The sequence below is a fragment of the Anaeromicropila herbilytica genome (assembly GCF_016591975.1).
Lineage (GTDB): Bacteria > Bacillota > Clostridia > Lachnospirales > Lachnospiraceae > Anaeromicropila > Anaeromicropila herbilytica.
The window spans coordinates 2745014-2762446 of record NZ_AP024169.1; the positions used below are offsets into that span (position 1 = coordinate 2745014).

17 protein-coding genes are annotated in these 17433 nt (G+C 33.2%); 4 read left to right on the top strand and 13 right to left on the bottom strand.

Features of this window, described 5'->3' with window-relative positions; all coding sequences use genetic code 11:
* Window positions 1-525: 525 nt before the first annotated feature.
* Together bsdtb5_RS11855 and bsdtb5_RS11860 are read right to left on the bottom strand one after the other, a co-directional pair.
* Window positions 526-2484 carry an oxidoreductase gene (locus bsdtb5_RS11855; protein WP_271712195.1) on the bottom strand — a complete coding sequence of 653 codons (1959 nt, stop codon included), beginning with the start codon at window positions 2482-2484 and terminating at the stop codon, window positions 526-528.
* A 291-nt stretch (window positions 2485-2775) separates the two neighbouring features.
* A complete protein-coding gene (locus bsdtb5_RS11860) occupies window positions 2776-3624 on the bottom strand; it encodes an SDR family oxidoreductase (RefSeq protein ID WP_271712196.1) in 849 nt (282 codons plus the stop codon).
* 384 nt (window positions 3625-4008) lie between these two features.
* Between bsdtb5_RS11860 and bsdtb5_RS11865 the strand changes: the two genes are divergently transcribed.
* A complete protein-coding gene (locus bsdtb5_RS11865) occupies window positions 4009-4896 on the top strand; it encodes a LysR family transcriptional regulator (protein WP_271712197.1) in 888 nt (295 codons plus the stop codon).
* Between the two features lie 71 nt (window positions 4897-4967).
* Here bsdtb5_RS11865 and bsdtb5_RS11870 read toward each other — a convergent pair whose 3' ends face one another.
* The 5 genes from bsdtb5_RS11870 to bsdtb5_RS21890 all read right to left on the bottom strand — a co-directional run bounded on the left by bsdtb5_RS11870 (window position 4968) and on the right by bsdtb5_RS21890 (window position 8890).
* Entirely contained in the window at window positions 4968-6002 is a 1035-nt protein-coding gene (locus tag bsdtb5_RS11870; protein ID WP_271712198.1) for a metallophosphoesterase, read from the bottom strand.
* Window positions 6003-6295: 293 nt separating this feature from the next.
* Window positions 6296-6730 (bottom strand): nuclear transport factor 2 family protein, encoded by a 435-nt coding sequence (locus tag bsdtb5_RS11875; RefSeq protein WP_271712199.1) that lies wholly within the window; start codon window positions 6728-6730, stop codon window positions 6296-6298.
* Window positions 6731-6813: 83 nt separating this feature from the next.
* On the bottom strand, window positions 6814-7266 hold the full coding sequence (locus bsdtb5_RS11880; protein ID WP_271712200.1) for a hypothetical protein: 453 nt from the start codon (window positions 7264-7266) through the stop codon (window positions 6814-6816).
* 64 nt (window positions 7267-7330) lie between these two features.
* The gene (locus tag bsdtb5_RS11885; protein WP_271712201.1) at window positions 7331-8149 is read right to left on the bottom strand and encodes a methyl-accepting chemotaxis protein; all 819 of its coding nucleotides are present in this window, start codon (window positions 8147-8149) and stop codon (window positions 7331-7333) included.
* Between the two features lie 180 nt (window positions 8150-8329).
* Window positions 8330-8890, bottom strand: a complete 561-nt coding sequence (locus tag bsdtb5_RS21890; RefSeq protein WP_271712202.1) for a sugar O-acetyltransferase — start codon at window positions 8888-8890, stop codon at window positions 8330-8332.
* A gap of 459 nt (window positions 8891-9349) precedes the next feature.
* On the opposite strand from bsdtb5_RS21890, the gene bsdtb5_RS11895 reads away from it, so the two are divergent.
* The gene (locus bsdtb5_RS11895) at window positions 9350-9931 is read left to right on the top strand and encodes a TetR/AcrR family transcriptional regulator (RefSeq protein WP_271712203.1); all 582 of its coding nucleotides are present in this window, start codon (window positions 9350-9352) and stop codon (window positions 9929-9931) included.
* Window positions 9932-10051: 120 nt separating this feature from the next.
* Here bsdtb5_RS11895 and bsdtb5_RS11900 read toward each other — a convergent pair whose 3' ends face one another.
* The 5 genes from bsdtb5_RS11900 to bsdtb5_RS11920 all read right to left on the bottom strand — a co-directional run bounded on the left by bsdtb5_RS11900 (window position 10052) and on the right by bsdtb5_RS11920 (window position 13879).
* Window positions 10052-11029 (bottom strand): J domain-containing protein, encoded by a 978-nt coding sequence (locus tag bsdtb5_RS11900; protein ID WP_271712204.1) that lies wholly within the window; start codon window positions 11027-11029, stop codon window positions 10052-10054.
* 318 nt (window positions 11030-11347) lie between these two features.
* Window positions 11348-12205, bottom strand: coding sequence for an aldo/keto reductase (locus bsdtb5_RS11905; RefSeq protein WP_271712205.1), 858 nt, complete (start codon window positions 12203-12205; stop codon window positions 11348-11350).
* 60 nt (window positions 12206-12265) lie between these two features.
* Complete coding sequence (locus bsdtb5_RS11910; protein ID WP_271712206.1) at window positions 12266-12676, bottom strand: nuclear transport factor 2 family protein; 411 nt, start codon at window positions 12674-12676, stop codon at window positions 12266-12268.
* A gap of 222 nt (window positions 12677-12898) precedes the next feature.
* Window positions 12899-13423: a flavodoxin gene (locus bsdtb5_RS11915; RefSeq protein WP_271712207.1), complete on the bottom strand. Its 525-nt coding sequence runs from the start codon at window positions 13421-13423 to the stop codon at window positions 12899-12901.
* A 12-nt stretch (window positions 13424-13435) separates the two neighbouring features.
* Entirely contained in the window at window positions 13436-13879 is a 444-nt protein-coding gene (locus bsdtb5_RS11920; protein ID WP_271712208.1) for a nuclear transport factor 2 family protein, read from the bottom strand.
* Between the two features lie 232 nt (window positions 13880-14111).
* On the opposite strand from bsdtb5_RS11920, the gene bsdtb5_RS11925 reads away from it, so the two are divergent.
* The gene (locus bsdtb5_RS11925) at window positions 14112-14984 is read left to right on the top strand and encodes a hypothetical protein (protein ID WP_271712209.1); all 873 of its coding nucleotides are present in this window, start codon (window positions 14112-14114) and stop codon (window positions 14982-14984) included.
* Between the two features lie 249 nt (window positions 14985-15233).
* Window positions 15234-15908 carry a VanZ family protein gene (locus tag bsdtb5_RS11930; protein ID WP_271712210.1) on the top strand — a complete coding sequence of 225 codons (675 nt, stop codon included), beginning with the start codon at window positions 15234-15236 and terminating at the stop codon, window positions 15906-15908.
* A 253-nt stretch (window positions 15909-16161) separates the two neighbouring features.
* Here the strand turns inward: bsdtb5_RS11930 and bsdtb5_RS11935 are convergent, their stop codons facing one another.
* Window positions 16162-17430 (bottom strand): acyl-CoA thioesterase/bile acid-CoA:amino acid N-acyltransferase family protein, encoded by a 1269-nt coding sequence (locus tag bsdtb5_RS11935; protein WP_271712211.1) that lies wholly within the window; start codon window positions 17428-17430, stop codon window positions 16162-16164.
* Window positions 17431-17433: the final 3 nt, after the last annotated feature.

Consider the following 17433-nt stretch of genomic DNA (forward strand, 5'->3'; position numbering starts at 1 on the left):
CCTATGATTTTTTATTTTCCTCATAGCTAAATCAATACTCATGCAGACCTTCGTTTCTTATTGAACTTTTTTGTAATTATCTGTGCATCATTGTATAAAATTCATTTTATCAGTACATAATATATCTATCAAATCAAAAATTTAAATAAATAATTTATTTTTTAGATTAAAGTTTATGAGTAGCTAATAAGTCCCTCCATTGGTAAAAGTGACTACTACTCAAGTATTTATACCTCAATCGGAAATACAATTTCAGCATTCTTACATGCCTTTTTCATATCATCAATTACATGTCCTGTCCATCCACCATTTATCATAAATGGTTTTCCTTGGAAATCATTATTTTCTCTCTCACCATCTTTCCGAATTATTCCATCATTATCGAATTCGAATAAGACGATTTCATTGCAAAAAAGTACAGTCAGAAAGATCTAACTGTACCCATTTTTATTATATCCACTTCTGATGATTTTCCTTCTGTATCAATACATTCCAATGCTGTATACATTGCTATTTCCTGTTTATTTATAACTTCATGATTACTTCATAAGCTTCTGAAATACATGTCATGATATTGCCTACTGCATTTCCATCTCCAATTTCAAAGACTTGTGCCTCACAATTTTTCAATTCTTCTGCCATGGATTTTACCGAACGGTAACCTACAGACATCACTACGGTATCTGCTTCTATTGTCTTTTCTGTTCCATCTGCCAAAGTGACTACGACTCCGATATCATTTATTTCTTTTACTCGGCATGAAGTCATGATATTAGTATGATAATATTCAAAAGCATCAAAAAGCATTGCCTTGTTCATGGAAGGAACATCACCTGTCTGCATAATATTTTCCAAAGCCTCTACAATCGTGACATTTTTTCCTTCTTCTGCATACCCTAGTGCAATTTCACAACCAACTAAGCCGCCGCCAACAATCACTACCTTCTGCCCGACTTTCTTCTTATTCAAGAGGGCATCAACACCTGAGATTGTCTTTACATGATCAATTCCTGGAAGATTTGGCATGATAGGTTTGGAACCTGTCGCAAGAATAATTACATCAGCGCCACTTTCTTTCAGCAATTCTGCGGATACTTCTGTCTGCATTCTAACATCAATCTGTAACACTTCCATCTGATGTTTATAGTACTCATTCAATTCATTTACTTCCGCTTTGAAGTCATGTGCTCCTGCTGGAATCAGATTCCCGCCGAGAACATCTGACTTTTCATAAAGTGTCACCTCATGTCCACGCAGTTTTGCATTGTATGCAGCTTCCATACCCGCAACACCTCCACCGACAATGATTACCTTTTTCGAATCTGCTGATTTTGTGAGTGGTTCATTTGTTTCATACCCCACTTCTGGATTTACAGCACAGCTAACCTGACCCTTTGTAAAGTATCCCCATATACAACCCTGATTACAAGCGATACAGCTGCGTACATTTTCCGGTTCTCCTTTAACAATCTTTTCAGCAAAATTTGGATCTGAAATTGCTTGTCTTCCAATAACGACCGCATCAATCTTGCCCTCTGCAATTGCAGCTTCATCCATATCCGGATCCGCCATTCTACCACCACAGAGAATCGGAATACTTACCGCTTCCTTAAGTTTTGCAGCCATTTCAATGGTAAAGCCTTTTTCTACATAAGATGGTGGCATTGCATAATAAATTGCATCCAGCATTCCAGCATCTGTACTAAGTGCATCATAGCCATACTTTTCTAATAATTTAGCAATTTCTATGGCCTCTTCTAAGGTTCTTCCTACCTCTTGCGAACCATCAAATGATGCTTTATCAAAATCTTTTATATAGCTCTTCATGGCAAGACGAATGGTGACAGGAAAATCTGTTCCACACTCAGCCTTAATTGCTTCTACGATATCTTTTGCAAATCGGAGACGATTCTCTAATGAGCCGCCATATTCATCCTCTCTTTGATTCGTAAATTCCAACGCAAAGGTATCAAGCAGATGTCCCCAATGCAAGGCATGAATATCAACACCTGCATAGCCTGCCTCCTTACAGACCTTAGCTGCTTTTGCCACATCCTGGACCTTGCTGTGAATCTCTTCTACCGTCAGAGCCTGTGTCTTTATACTTGGGTTTCCAAGAACCGGAAGAACAGACGGAGTTTTTAATCCAGCATTACGTCCAACATTCATACTGAGCTGCATGAACATTTTTGATCCATAAGCATTGATACGTTCATTCATCTTCTTGCCTGTTGCTATAAATTCCTCCGGATGATTTACGATGGTATCTGCTCCATCCACTTTTGTGTCGACAGAAGTTCCACCGCTATAAAGCAGTCCAAAACCTCCCGCTGCTCTTTTCACAAAATATTCCACACCCGCTTCTGTAAATCCACCATATTCATTGTTGCCAAACCCAGTATCCATTGGTGCCATGAACATTCTGTTTTTTATTGTTACACTACCAATCTGTAATGGATTGGTTAAATTCGGATATTGTTTCATTGTAACCTCCTTCAATATAAATTAATCCTCTGGTCTTACGACTGTAAATGGCGATTCAATCATAAATCTGTTCTATGATGAAATCCTCCCTTATTTTTTACAGTAATGTATTAAGAAACTGTAGTAGCTTATTTCTATATACAGAATTATAATAGTGTACAAATCAGAATACAATGGTCACGTTTTTTTGTTTGGTTTCTTAGGAAACCATTTTCAAAAAAACGTGACTTTTTTCAGTAAATGCTGTGAAATTATATCATATTCTGCTATTTTCTAATTATAGTTTTTGTCTTATTGCCATAATGAAAATTTACCACTGTTCATTGCGGCAATTACGCCTCCATCAATCAGTAAGTCTGTTCCTGTAATAAATCCTGCATGCTCCCCTAAAAGAAAAGCTCCCGCTTCAGCTATCTCATCTGATGTACCCACACGTCTTGCTGGTGAAGCAGCTATCATCTGCTGATATCCTTCTCCCGCTGCATTAAATTCATCATAAGCTAATGGTGTTACAATGATACCTGGGCTGATTGTATTAATGCGAGCACGACGCTCTCCCCATGTAGTAGCGGCTGCTGTACGAACTCTTAAGTGATTTGCTCTTTTCGATGCGATATATGCTATACCAGGATTTGCTACTGCATCTTTCTTAACAAAATCAAGATCTGCTAATTCATCCGTTGGAGTCATAGCAAGTAATCCTTCTATTTCATCTGAAAATCTCATCATATAACCAGTCTGACTGGAAATAATAAGTCCAGCTCCACCTTCTGCGATAACATTTGCAAATTCATCAATGGCAACTGCTGTTGCAACTAAATCTAACTTTACGATATGTTCTGGTGATGATTGGTTTGGTGATGCACCTGCAGTATCAATAAAATATTTCACTTCACCAAGTGATGCTGCTTTTTCTGCAAATGATCTCACAGAAGCTCGATCACAGGCATCTACCTGATGTGTCTCTACTTCATATCCTGCATAGGATAATTCTTTCTTAGTCTCTTCTAATCTCTTTTCGCTGATATCTCCAAGTAAGATTTTTTTGCCGGCTGCAATTCTTTTTACGATTGCTGTTCCCATGCTTCCTGCTCCTAATAAAGCAATTACTGGTTTGTTTGTGTTCATGTTAAATTCCATCTTTTATTGTCTCCTTATACATTTTTATTGTTTGTATCTTTTACACAAATCATTTTATCGCTTTTTAATACATTTATCAAATCGATACTTTAAATATATAATTTAATATTTAAATCAGCAATATAACTACACAAACTTAAGCAGATCATAAGTATTCCGCTCTCAATCCTCTGATTATTACTTTTTCATATGGTCCTTTACTTGGAACAATAAATACTAATATTTAATGAAAGTAATTTGTTTTCCGTCATTTAATCTCATTGAACTCATATTCTTCTATTTTATCATTTACAATTATATTCTATCTTGATACAATTAAGTTATCGAATTGATATTTATTATTATCTATTTAATATTTTAATTAAAGAAAGGATATGATACTTTATGACAACAAAACAGATTGATTACATATTGGAATTATCGCAAGTTCTAAACTTCAATCGTGCAGCTGAAAATCTCTTTACCTCACAACCCACTCTGACTTATCAAATTAAAGCTGTAGAAGAAGAAATTGGCTTTCTTATATTTAACCGCTCTGGAAAGGGTATTTCATTAACACCTGCTGGTGCCCAGTTCTGCATTTCACTCAGAGTTTTTCGTGAAGATTTGAATAAAGCAATTGAGCAAGGCCAAAATTTTAGTATACGTTATCAGGAGGATATAAAAATCTCTCTGCCTGGTCGTTCTTCTATCTATTTCTTACCAGAAATCATACGTGAATTTGCCAATATTAGACCGCAAACATCTATCTCTCCCATATTTTTTGCTCCAAATGCAATGGATCTGTTCCTGCGTAATGAAATAGACATTTTTTATGGTATTGGAGATCAGTGTAAACGAATCTCTGAAATTATTGAATATCCGCTTTTTGAAAGCCACTTTTATCTTGTCACCAAAACTGATGATCCATTAGCCCAAAAAGATCTAATCCATATGGAAGACCTAAAGGGTAGAACACTGATGGTTGGTGGTGGGTCTCCTCCACCGTTACGTGCAATACAACAGCGTATCATTAACACGATTCCTATTCAATATTTTAATAGCTATGATCACGAAACCACGCTTACTAACATTGCTTCTGATAAGGGTGTCTGCATTTCTCCTGGTTTTCTAAATAGTCACACCCCTGAATTCGCATGGATTCCCTTTGACTGTGCAGAAACACTTCCCTGCTATCTATACACGCATAAAAACAATAATCGTCCAGAAATAAAGGAATTACTAAATACCATTACTGACGTATACCAAAAGCATGACGGATTTCCATTATAGAAAAAGAGGTGGCACTGCCACCTCTTTTTAATGTTCATTACAATCTGCATAATATTCATTATGTACCACATCTAATATTTATTTAACTCTGATGTTAGGTTAATTACTACAAATTCACTATGTTTTCCTGTTCTTAAGGGGTATCCCCATCCACCGATTCCAGAGGAAACAACCAGATTCATTTTATTAAATTGCCTAATTCCATAATTAACCGTCTGGTTGTCAAACAATACAGTCAGAAGTCCCACTGGCCACAGTTGCCCTGCATGGGTATGTCCAGATAGCATCAGTTCAAATCCTGCTTCCTCATTCTCGTCCATATCTCTAGGCTGATGATCCACCAGAATATGATAATTGTTCTTCTGAGTATTCTTCGCAAGCTCTTTTGAAGAAGTTCTTTTCTTCTGCTCCATCTGAGCCACCCATGTATCATTTCTACCTGTAATGCTTATTTCATTTGAGATTTTCCATGAACTGTCATCCAGAATCCGTATCTGATACTTCTCAATTGTTTCCTGTAGTTCATCTTCTGTATAGTTTGGATTTCTCGAATACAGATTTTTATCATGATTTCCATACACATAATAAATTCCAAGCGATGGATGTAGCTTAGCTATTGTCTGAAAAGCCTTCTGCATTTTTTCTTTGCTTGTATTCTCATCAACAATATCTCCGCCCAGAATAACTAGGTCAGGTGATACTTTCTTTATCTTATTACAGTTCATCTGCAACTGCCTTGAATTCATTGTTGTTCCAAAGTGAAGATCTGAAAGAAATACAATCTTATATCCGCCTTCTCTGAGTTCTTTAGTGGTTGTAATATTATAATCACTTTCCACAATGTGATGCATATTATAATAGCCATAGGATAGTATCATTCCTGTCAGAACAATAGGAATCACACAGAAGGTATACATTATATTCCATACCTTAGGTCGTTCCAGTTTTCCTAGTCTTTTCGTCACAATCAATTGAATAAGGTCAATTAATGCTGCAATTGCAATGATATGTAGAACAACAGCTGCCCAGAGAGAAAATACATTAACAGAAGGAATCATTATGATTAGTGTAAGAATTACTGTTCTCCATCGTCGTCTTTTTTTCATTAGAGCCCACAGAATTCGATCCATAATTTTATATACATAAATCGATAGTAAGATCATAAAGACTAAAACTAATAAAAAAATATAAATATATTGAGTCATTTCTTATATAGCACCTCCTACAGCTTACTTTAATCCATAATTAGATTTTATTCTAATTGATATCATTAAATAAGCATACTGGTCACTGTAATTGATAATCTATAACTAAAAAAACTTGGTGATTTTTAAAGTTAATATGGAATTATTAACAACTAAAAATCACCAATTCTTATTCTTACTCTTTATTAAATCAGCTATCGTACTTCTTTACTATCAGCCCATGAGAAATGTGAAACTCTTTTTGCAATTAACCATTTTCCATCTACCTTAATATATTCATCCTCATACCAAACTCCATTTGTATTCATCATTCGCTTTCCTTCTTCATTATTTCCAATTAATACAACCTGACAATATGCTGTACCAGTTGCATGATCACCTTCAACATTGACTACTTGCTGACCATTAATATGATAAACTGTATCAAATAAAGATAAAAAACCAGTACATGCTTCACATATTTCTTTTCTACCATGTTGTTCAGATGTCAACTGTCCTCCAATATATGATTTCAATGTAGCATCTTCTGTAAATAATGTAGCCTGTTTTTGTGTGTCCTTCTGATCAGCTAAGATTGAAAATGTGTCTACTAGTTCCTTTAAAGCATTTTTTTCTTCGAAAATATTCATAGTTATTCTCCTTCATAATAATATTTTTTAATATAGAATACACATTTAGAATGTGCATAATAAGTGAATGTCACCTTTCAGATTTATCGCACTAACATTTCTATAAATTGTTCACCAAAATAATCGTGATTCATTTGAACATAATGTCTTAATGAATTACTATCCTTATAAGTTTTTTTCATATACATCTGCCAACCAAGCCACATATCTTTATTCATAATATTTTTGCAACCATATGCTTCCAAAAAATGATCTAATACCATTTCACATGCTGACATTACTTGAAGATATTCCTGTGATTCTGTATCACTTGGTAAATCTTTTTTTCCATATACATATTGCGTTATACTTGGATTATTCGCAAAAAACATATCAATATTAATTATATTGGTAAACAAATTTTGAAAAGACTGTATTTTTAATGTTGATTTCAAAATTTGACATTGATAGAATAGGAAAATAAGTGTTGCTAAAGTCACTACAAATCCGAAAATAGTTAGTATCGATGCAATATTAGATATATTTATCCAATTCATTATTTGTACTCCTTGAATAATTGCTAATTTTATTAATTAAAATTTCTCTCTACATTGCTAAAAATTATTTAATTCTAGCTGCTTGTACTAAATTTTCAGAGCTTACACTAATCTCCTCTAATGTTGCCGCTATGTATTCCGTTGATGATGCTTGTGATTCTGATAGTGCGCTTGCATTTTTAATCTCTTTAACAATTTTATTTATAGAACTTTGCATTTCAAGAAGAAGATTTGATATTGTCTTTGCTGATTCATCACTCATTTGTGAAAGTTTTCGCATTTCATTTGCAACAACTGAAAAACCTTTTCCAGCTTCACCTGCTCTTGCAGCTTCAATTGCTGCATTTAAGGCCAATAAATTTGACTGTGAAGAAACATTCTTAATGAGATTTAACATATTGTCTGTCTCTTTGATTTTTTGCTCTGTTTCTTTCGTTGAATTAACAATAGAGTTCATTGATTCTAACAGTTTTTGAGAATGAATGGCAATTTCTTCAACACTAGCATTTGTCTCAGATAGCGAATTTGATAAATTCGTTACTGATTCTTCTACTTTTGATTGTTGGTCAATGCTTTTATCTATTCCTATAGAGCCGATAACATTTCCATTCGAATCTTTAATCGGATAACCAATAAACTTGAATGGTATACCCAGAAACTCCTTAGGAACAACTGCACTTACTACTTCTCCTTTTTGAATGACCTGATACATTGGGTCATCATGGCTTAATTCATCTCCAACTTTAACAGGTAGATTTAGTATATTTCCTCCATCATAATATATAATATTGTTCCGATCAGTTAAAACTAGCGCTACATCCTCTTGTAGGATATTTTTTAATTCAGGTATCACATCTAAAAATGACTCAAGTTTTCTTTCCACTTTTATTAACTCTCCTTTCATTTTCTATTGCAATTTTCTATTTCAATTATTTATGTTGTAATGTCTTCTTGAGCAATACATATTTATTTTCGACTAGCATTTTTACCCTTCTTACGAATTAGCACATAAGTTATAAGAGTTGAAAGCAATGTAATAGCCAAATCAATGCTTAACTTAATTTTACGCATCTAAACGTTTTAAAATTTTTGCAGGATTGCCGCCTACTACTGTATTTGGTTCTACATCCTTTGTAACAACAGCACCACCTGCAATTACCGCATTGTCACCTACAGTAATTCCAGGCATTATTGTCACTCTAGCTCCTATCCAGACATTTTTGCCAATATGAATTCCTTTACATTTTAGGGTGTATCTTGCATCAAAATCATGATTTGTTGTAACAAATGTTGCTTGTGGGCCAATTTGGGTATTTTCTTCTATCGTTATTCCACCTGCTGACATACAAGTAAAACTATGATTGATGAAAACTTGTTTTCCTAACTTTATTTGTTTACCAAAGTCAATTTCTAGTGGTGGAACAATGTAGGTATTCTCAGGAAGTGGTTCCATGAACATCTGTTCAAATAATTGTGGAAGTTCCATTGAATCTGGTTCTGTATGGTTTATCTTAAAGCATAATTTACGTGTTCTATTCATATGTTCAATAGCAGGCAAGTAACTTTCCGACATCATCTCCACTGGTTCACCATTCTTTAATTGTTCAAAAATATCATTTTCCATTTCTATTTCTCCTTTTAAACTTAGTTGTGTATATCTAGAAATTCTATATAAATTTTAGAAACTCAATAAATATAATTATTTTCCCATATTAAACTTATGGGACTATAGTTTCTTATTCCATATATGGGATTATATCTAGAATTAATGCTCAAAACAATGGTCAGTTTAACTCTATTAGTGGCTTATGCAACCATTAATATAAATGAGTGACATTTGTTTTTTTATATAGTTACTTTAACAATACAATCTGTTCTTTATCAATCATTTACTCTCCTTCATTTTTAATTTTCTTTCATAAATTTCTTCTTGTATTTCCCTTAAAATCATGTTATTATGCAACCGAAGTTACTTATTTCCATGCAAATTATATTTACATAATGAGATATAAACAGCGGTCATAAAAATATCTTACACTTCTATTAGTATAAAATAGTTACACAAAATAAGGAGGACGTTATTATGATTATTAACGGAACTGAAGATTTACGAATACAAAAAACGATTGATGCTATTCATAAAACATTTGAGGACATGATTTGTGAAATGAATTATGATAAAATTACTGTAAAAGAATTGACAGATCGTGCTAGAATTAATAAAAAAACATTCTATCGCTATTATCCATCAATGGATGATTTGCTTATAGAACTGCAAAATGAAATGTCACAAGAATATATTGCACGAGTTGCTTCCTATAGTCTTCCAGAAGAGCTTGATAAGGTAAATCGGGAGTTTTTTTTATACTCTCTAGATCGTGGCGAAGTATATGAAAAGATTACATGTAGCGGTAATTATCAGTTTATGCGCCAAAAGATGATTAGTAATGTTATGAACAACACCTGGGGCCAATCACAAATGTTAAAATCATATGACCGTTATAAGCAAAACATTCTTTTAGCCTTTGTACAAACATCAAGTGTAGAAATGTATAGACAATGGGTTGCTGACGGTAAAAAAGTTCCTATAAATGAAATTATTACCCTATCCAACCATTTACTCTGTGATGGTGTAAACGGATTAATGAAAACTTTGAATGATTAATTTACTATATGATATTATCTTATCTATCTCTAATAAACAAAAACTTATATTCTTTAAAAGCGAGTGAAGGTATAAAAAATATACTTTTACTCGCTATCAAATGTCTTCTTACAGTTCTTCTTACATTTTTGCTTTCATATCTTTGAGATTCGAATCATAACTGTTAAGAACATCTTCTATCGTGAGATTTAGACAAGAATCAACCCCTATCTCTTCCATATGTTCCATCCGCAGATATAAATCTATGTTTACCCTGACAGCATATGGTCGGATGTTTCGTTTTACCTCCAATGCATTTACTACGAACTTAACCTGCGCCAAATGCTTTTGAAGAATTGGAATAATCACATAGTATAGAGAATCTTCCGAAAAATAAAGGTGTCCTAAAGAAGTTCCGTTCTCATCAGAAACCACAATCCGATTGTTCATGAGAGAATCTGCATATAATAAGTCACCTTTTTTCAGCCTAATCATTGCTCTAAATATCTTACTTTCCCCTTTGGTTCCTAAAAGCGCTTGAAACTTGTATATATTTCTTTTTTGTGCATCTATTTTAATAGGCTCTACCAACTTTTTCAAACAGGATACTGGTAGAATATACTGTCCTGAAAGTATATGAAATAACCGTACTTGAAATGGAAATCGATTTGCCTTTATATCATAATCATAATAGATACCATTCTTATGTTCTATATTTTCTAGCAATTCTACTACTGCATGATTCAGACTTTTCAATAGACAATCAAATTCCTCTAAATCAGGATCCCATTCATATTTTCCTCTCGTAACTTCTATATATTCTTTTTCATAATCTTCCCATAAAACCATATAGATATTTCTTTCTGTAAAAGCATTTTCTATTACCTTCGCTTTCCATACAGGTGTAGCGATAGGTATTTCTTTTTCATTCACCTTATATTCACGGAGTATGGAATAAGCCTCATTAATTAATTGTGCTTTTTTGATATGTTCTGGTTTGTCTGATTCTACTACATCTGGATGATATTGTCCCATCATTATTCGAAACTTCTGCTTGATTGTCTTAACATCGTCTTGACTAGTAACTCCTAAAATACTTGCTGCTTCTTTTATCGTCATTTCTTGCTTTACCTGTTTCTATTTTATAAATGTATTATTACACTATATTATACAGACTCATATATAAATTATCAAATATTCATATTCATTAACGTTTTAATACATAATCTACATTCGATCCTTTATATTCAATCAACTAAAGTAATGCACTCGATCTATTTTTGTAATAAAAAGCTTCATCCGAAAATTGGGGATGAAGCTTTTTTACTACAATATCTTAAGAACTTTTTTTAGAGTTCCCCTTATTAATGTTTCCTGTACAGTCTTTCCTATTGCAATACGTCTTACAATAGGTGTCTCCATACTGCAAGCCCTATTTTAGTCTTCTGGTTTCCAGGCTCCTAATTGAGCTTCCTGATCAGCAAGGCTCATTACATAAAAGCGTACACCATTATCTAATTTTTTTATTTTATTCATTTCATCTTCTGTCAATTCAAAATCAAAGATATCAATATTGGCTTTTAAATGTTCTGGATTAGTTGTCTTAGGGAAAATAATATTTCCTTCCTGAATATGCCATCTTAATATAATCTGTGCATTTGTTTTCTTATATTTTTCTGCAAGTTCTGTAAAGACTGGCTCCTGCATCAATCCTGTATCACCATGTCCCAGTGGATACCAACATTCAATCACTGTTCCAGCATCTGCTATTCTTTTCTTTAATTCATTCTGTGGATAATAAGGATGGCACTCTACCTGCAATACTGCTGGTTTGATTGTTGCCATTGCAAGCACTTCTTCTAATCTTTCTGATTCAAAATTACTAAGGCCAATACTTCTTACTTTGCCTTCTGTAACTGCTTTTTCCATCGCTTTATATGCACCAATATAGTCACCAAACTGCTGATGAAGTAAGAGAAGATCAATATAATCTGTATCAAGACGAGATAACATCTTATCAATAGCAATCGCTGTTGCCTCTTCTCCATATTCGCTTGGCCATAATTTACTTGTAATCCAGATTTCATTTCTTGGAATACCACTTTCCTTTACTGCTGCCCCTACGCCTCTTTCATTTTGATAAGCGTGAGCTGTATCAATGTGTCGGTATCCAAGTTTAAAGGCATCTAAGCAATTCTGTCTTGTAGCTTCATCACCTATAACCATATAGACACCAAGTCCAAATTGTGGAATTTTACATCCGTTATTTAAGGTAATATACGTCTGTTTTTTCATAATATCCTTCTTTCCTGTGCCTTATTCATGTAAAAGGTACATATAATTTTGGTTTTCTTCTTAATATGGTTTATCTGAATCAGTATAAAACCACTGTTCATCTCTTTTTTCAAAATAAGCTTCAACACGGAGTGGAAAAGTTCCGCTCATACCATATACTTTAGCTCTCATATAAGCAACACATTTTAATACAGCAGTATTACCTGTTACTTCAATCTGAACATCCTTAAGATCCGTATGGTAATAATTAAGTACACCAGTAGTTATCTCCTGGAAAAATTCTGCTTTGGACTGAGTACTACCATTTGAATGACGCATTCTTGTTCCATCCAGAATAATTGTATCAAGTATCCTAATATCTTTTGCAATCATAGCATCCTGCATTCTGCGGTATAACAAATAAACTTCATTTTCCTCTTGTATTAATTCATTTACATAAGAATCATTGTTCGCTTTTATTTTATCAACCATAGTACTATCTCCTTAGATAATGTGTGCTACTTCATATGTCTCCCAAATGGCAGTAAGAATGCTGCCTACTAAACGTCTGTCGCCGAGTTCATATATTTCACAGTTATATCAGCTAATTGATCAACAATTTTCTGACCAATTAGCTTTTTATCTTCCAGTACTTCACACATGACGTTTACATCTGGTTATTTTTTTATGACTACATTGCTCATAATATATATTTTATAAGGTCTGAATCCAGTTACTAATTGTATTTTTAGATGATGAAACTTTTCCTCCCTGAACAGCAAGACCTTTTGTCACTATTGATTTTGGACTTACCTTAGCAATATCTTTTACACTATTAGAAAGTCCACTTCCTTCATGCGTACATAATGGAACTATTGTTTTACCTGTTAAATCATATTCCTCCAAAAATGTGAATACTGCCATTGGACAGGTTCCCCACCAATTTGGATAACATAGGAATATATAATCATAATTCTCCATGTCAGGTACCTTTTGGGTCAATTCTGGTCTTGCATTCTCCTCGAGTTCTTTTTTGGCAATATTGATTTTTTCCATATGATTATCTGGATATTTATATTGTGTATCAATAAAAAATAATTCTCCTCCAGTAATTTCAGATATCATCTCTGCTGCCACTTTACTGTTACCAATCTCTAGTCTCTTCATTGCTCCATTCACATAATTTTCTCCTGCATGTGAAAAGTAAGCAATTAACACTTTTTTATTCGATAAGTCCATAAGTCCTCCTAATTATGCGTACATTTCATGTTTCTCAGAAATAAGGAAAGTAGTTCTTCTCTTTTCTAAATACCATTTTCCTTCAACTTTTTTATAACTATCACTATAACGAACATTATTTACTGTTACAATTTGCTTTCCATCAACTTCATTAACAAGTGTTGCCTGGCAATAAGCGGTTCCAGTAGCCTCTTCACCATTCAGTGTAATAATGTGCTGACCGTTTATGTGATAAACAGCAATACATGGGTTAATCGTTGCTGCAAATGCATTCACAAGTGCTTCTCTACCGATGATATTCTGTATCTCTCCATCAAATCCCATTTGAAACTCAAGTATTCCATTTTCAAGAAATAAATCTCCCTGACTCTTTGCATCCTTTTCATCTGCGAGATTCGCAAACACATTTACTAATTCTTGTATTTCTAATTTGTCCTGCATTTCTAATATTGTCATACTATTCTCCTTCTGCCATATAGGGCTTAAACATTATTGATTTATTTGTTCTATATGCATATAATAATTAATATTAAGCAAATAATCCAATCGAATTATCAAATAATTAATTTAAATTTTCTATTATGCTTAAGGAGGTGTTTTTTCAGCATTAATCATTTTCCATAAATTTGTATTTTACCACTTTTTATTCTATAATTAGACTTTCATTTATAGAAAAGGAGACTTACTATTGAACTATAAGGAAGAGAAAATACCTAGCATATGCAAGAAACTTCTTCTATATAATTGTATCGTGAAAATGATTGTACCTGTGATTCTTATGATACTTTCACTTCTATGGTTAATCAGAAGACTTATCATCGATTATCCTACATTTCACAACATCAAAATGAGCCCTCTTATGATAAAGGTTCTATCATACAATTATTTTATACCGCTCTTCATTCTATTCACGATGATTGGCTTGACTTATCTTCTATTGCAACAATTACATCATCCTGAGAAAAGTAAGCTCGGTAAGTCTGTTCTAGAGCACTGCCAAGTACAAGATATCATGGAGATGCATCGACAATTCAACCAAATTGATGAGGATATATATAACAACGGGAAATTCTTTAACGGACTCTATGTAGGCAATGAATGGATCATTGGTAAATGCAATTTCTTCAATGTTGCTGCTTTTCGTAAAGATAACATACGAGCAATCTTTCAGATTCATGAAATCAATTTTCATATGAATTTCTACCATCTATATGTCATGGATCAGAATGATAAGAATATAAAATTTAACCTACTCCTGTCGAAAGAACTGAAAGCAATCTACCTATATCTATGCGGTGAGTATCCATACACAAAGCAGGGTGGTTCGAGTGAGTATAATAAGTTTCGTTTCCTATCTAAAGAGAAACGCTTAGAATTCTATACGAATTATAGAAGAAATATGAAACGTGCATCCGAGCTTCTTACCGAAGCTGCGATAGAAGGGGACGCTGATGCTTACTATTTTCTGGTAGTGAAGATGCACCTATGCACATCGCAAGGTTTAAGAAGGGTCTTCTTGGGAAATGTAAAAGAAGATAAATCATATAAAGTAATAAAATAATAGTATGATTTGCCCGACAAATGACCTGTTTGGGAAATAGTCTACAATTGCCAGACTAGATTTTGAAACAGGTCATTTGTCGGGCTAATCATAGATTGCATTCAAAATATGAAGAGTTACAATTACCTTACAGAGTTGTAAGATACCAGTATAAAATGTAAGGCCAATCGATGGTTGCGTCTCCTATGCTTTGTTATAATGAATTCAACAATGAAGCACATTATTTAACAATTATTAGGAGGTAATACCATGACCGATTTAATAAATTCAATTCTACTAGCTATTCATATTTTTCCTTTTTTTGCTATTAGTTTTACGTTACCTATATTACTAATATCTATAATTCGATATAAAAAAATAAACTTTGTGAGAATTACTCTTAATTATATGACGATGTTTTACTTTCTCAGTGTGATATGTTTGGTATTTTTCCCACTACCTTTAGCAACACAACTGTCATCATTACATCATCACAATTCTCAACTCATACCTTTTCACTTTGTATGTGACATCCTTCGCGAATCACCATTGGTTATAAACAATCCTAACACATATTTACCTGCGATTACTAATAGAGCAGTATTACAGGTAGTGTTGAATGTATTAATGACTCTTCCATTTGGGATATTATTAAGATTTTACCACGGATTAAATTTCAAAAAAGTATTATTATTTAGTTTTTTATTAAGTTTATTTATTGAGATTGGACAATTAACAGGCCTTTTCTTTATCTATCCAGGTTCCTATCGTCTCTGTGATGTCGATGATCTCTTAGCGAATACAATGGGTGGTTATCTAGGTTATAAATTAGTTTATTTATTTGAAAGTTATATTCCAAATATACATTCTTTCGACTTAGTATTACCTTCATATCTTCCATTTCACAAAAGTCAATTTGTTCTTCGAAATAATCTTAATCATTAAAATTATGGTGTGAGTTAGGTAGTGAAGATACACCCATGCAAATTGCAAGGTTTAAAAAGGAGCTACTTGGAAATTGAAAAAGAAGATAACACTTAATTAAGATTATTTAGGTATCATAATTTCATTAATAAACTATATAATTATTAAAAGTGCCACACTGAGAATGAAAATTAAATCTTTTTATTCTTAGTGTGGCACTATTTTCTTGTTTTATAATTGTCTTAATTATGTAATTATATGCTATATTAGGTTGTCATAAGAAATCGATAATCTGCTTCCATGAATCCTCATTCGCTTTGTAATTTGCATATTTACTGCTTCCGTATACATGATCGGTAGTGAAAATAAAAGGTGGATAAAAGCAATGTCCAGCTTTATGATATATGTGGTATTGATCTTTGTATATTTTTCTAGAATCGACATTCTGATCTAATCTATTTCTTATTAGTTGAATTGCTTTAGTACTGTTCCACATTGTATCTTTTCCCCCAGCGATCAAACAGATATCTCCCTCTATATTCTCCACTTTAATACGGCTTTGTTCTTTGTTGAAGGACAATATTCTGCTTATCTCATATGATAGAAAGAATCCTTGTGGTAAATTCAGAAATCCAAATAAATTGTTTTTCAGAATATCTAATGTATTAACGATTGTAAAAGGCATATAAGGAATCGGTTTCCCATTTGAACTCCATGAAGAAGTACTCCACGAAGAAGTCTGCGATGGAATGCCTTGCCATACATAAGCAGAAGGTGCGATTGCAACTACCTTCTTAATATTTTTATTCTTCGAAGCTGCAAGTAATGCTAATTCAGCTCCTTTTGAACAACCCATGATAAATACTTTATTTTGTTCATTTCGTTCTATCAGCCAATCTATAGCCTTATCAATATACTCTAAAGGAATACACTCTAAGTTTCCTGGCAGTTGAATGGAATCTTTAACTTTTTGTGATTCCGGATCAAAATATTGAAGTGCCAATACCTGATATCCTTTGTTCGCCAAGCATGCTGCTATTGGAAGGATTGGATTTATTATTCCCTCTGAACCTCCAAGCAATATCACACAATCTCTGGTCTCTTTATCAATATGATAATAATATTCACCTCGAAACTCTTGGCGTATATGTAAACATTGTATCGTCTCAGAAGTAAAATACCTAACAATTGTTTCCTGATGTTCTTCCTCTTGACACTTTATAATATAATTGCAAGTGATATATTCTTTTGTAAAATCCCGTTCTTTTCTTCTCTTATAATTTCCTCTTGCATCCTTAAGTCCATAGAAAAGTCCCATTGAATCCACCGATTTATAGCTTCCCTTTATTGGTTTCATGGTATCTAAATCAATGTTTCCTGAACCATCCGCTCTAAATATTGCATAAGAATGAAGTGGACATTCCGACCACGAATAATAAATACATAAGTCTATTCTACATATAGAGAATGTGGGTAACCCTGATATAATCATATTAAACCGTTCATCTACCAGAGTAATATTACCTTCATATTTAACATTCATTTG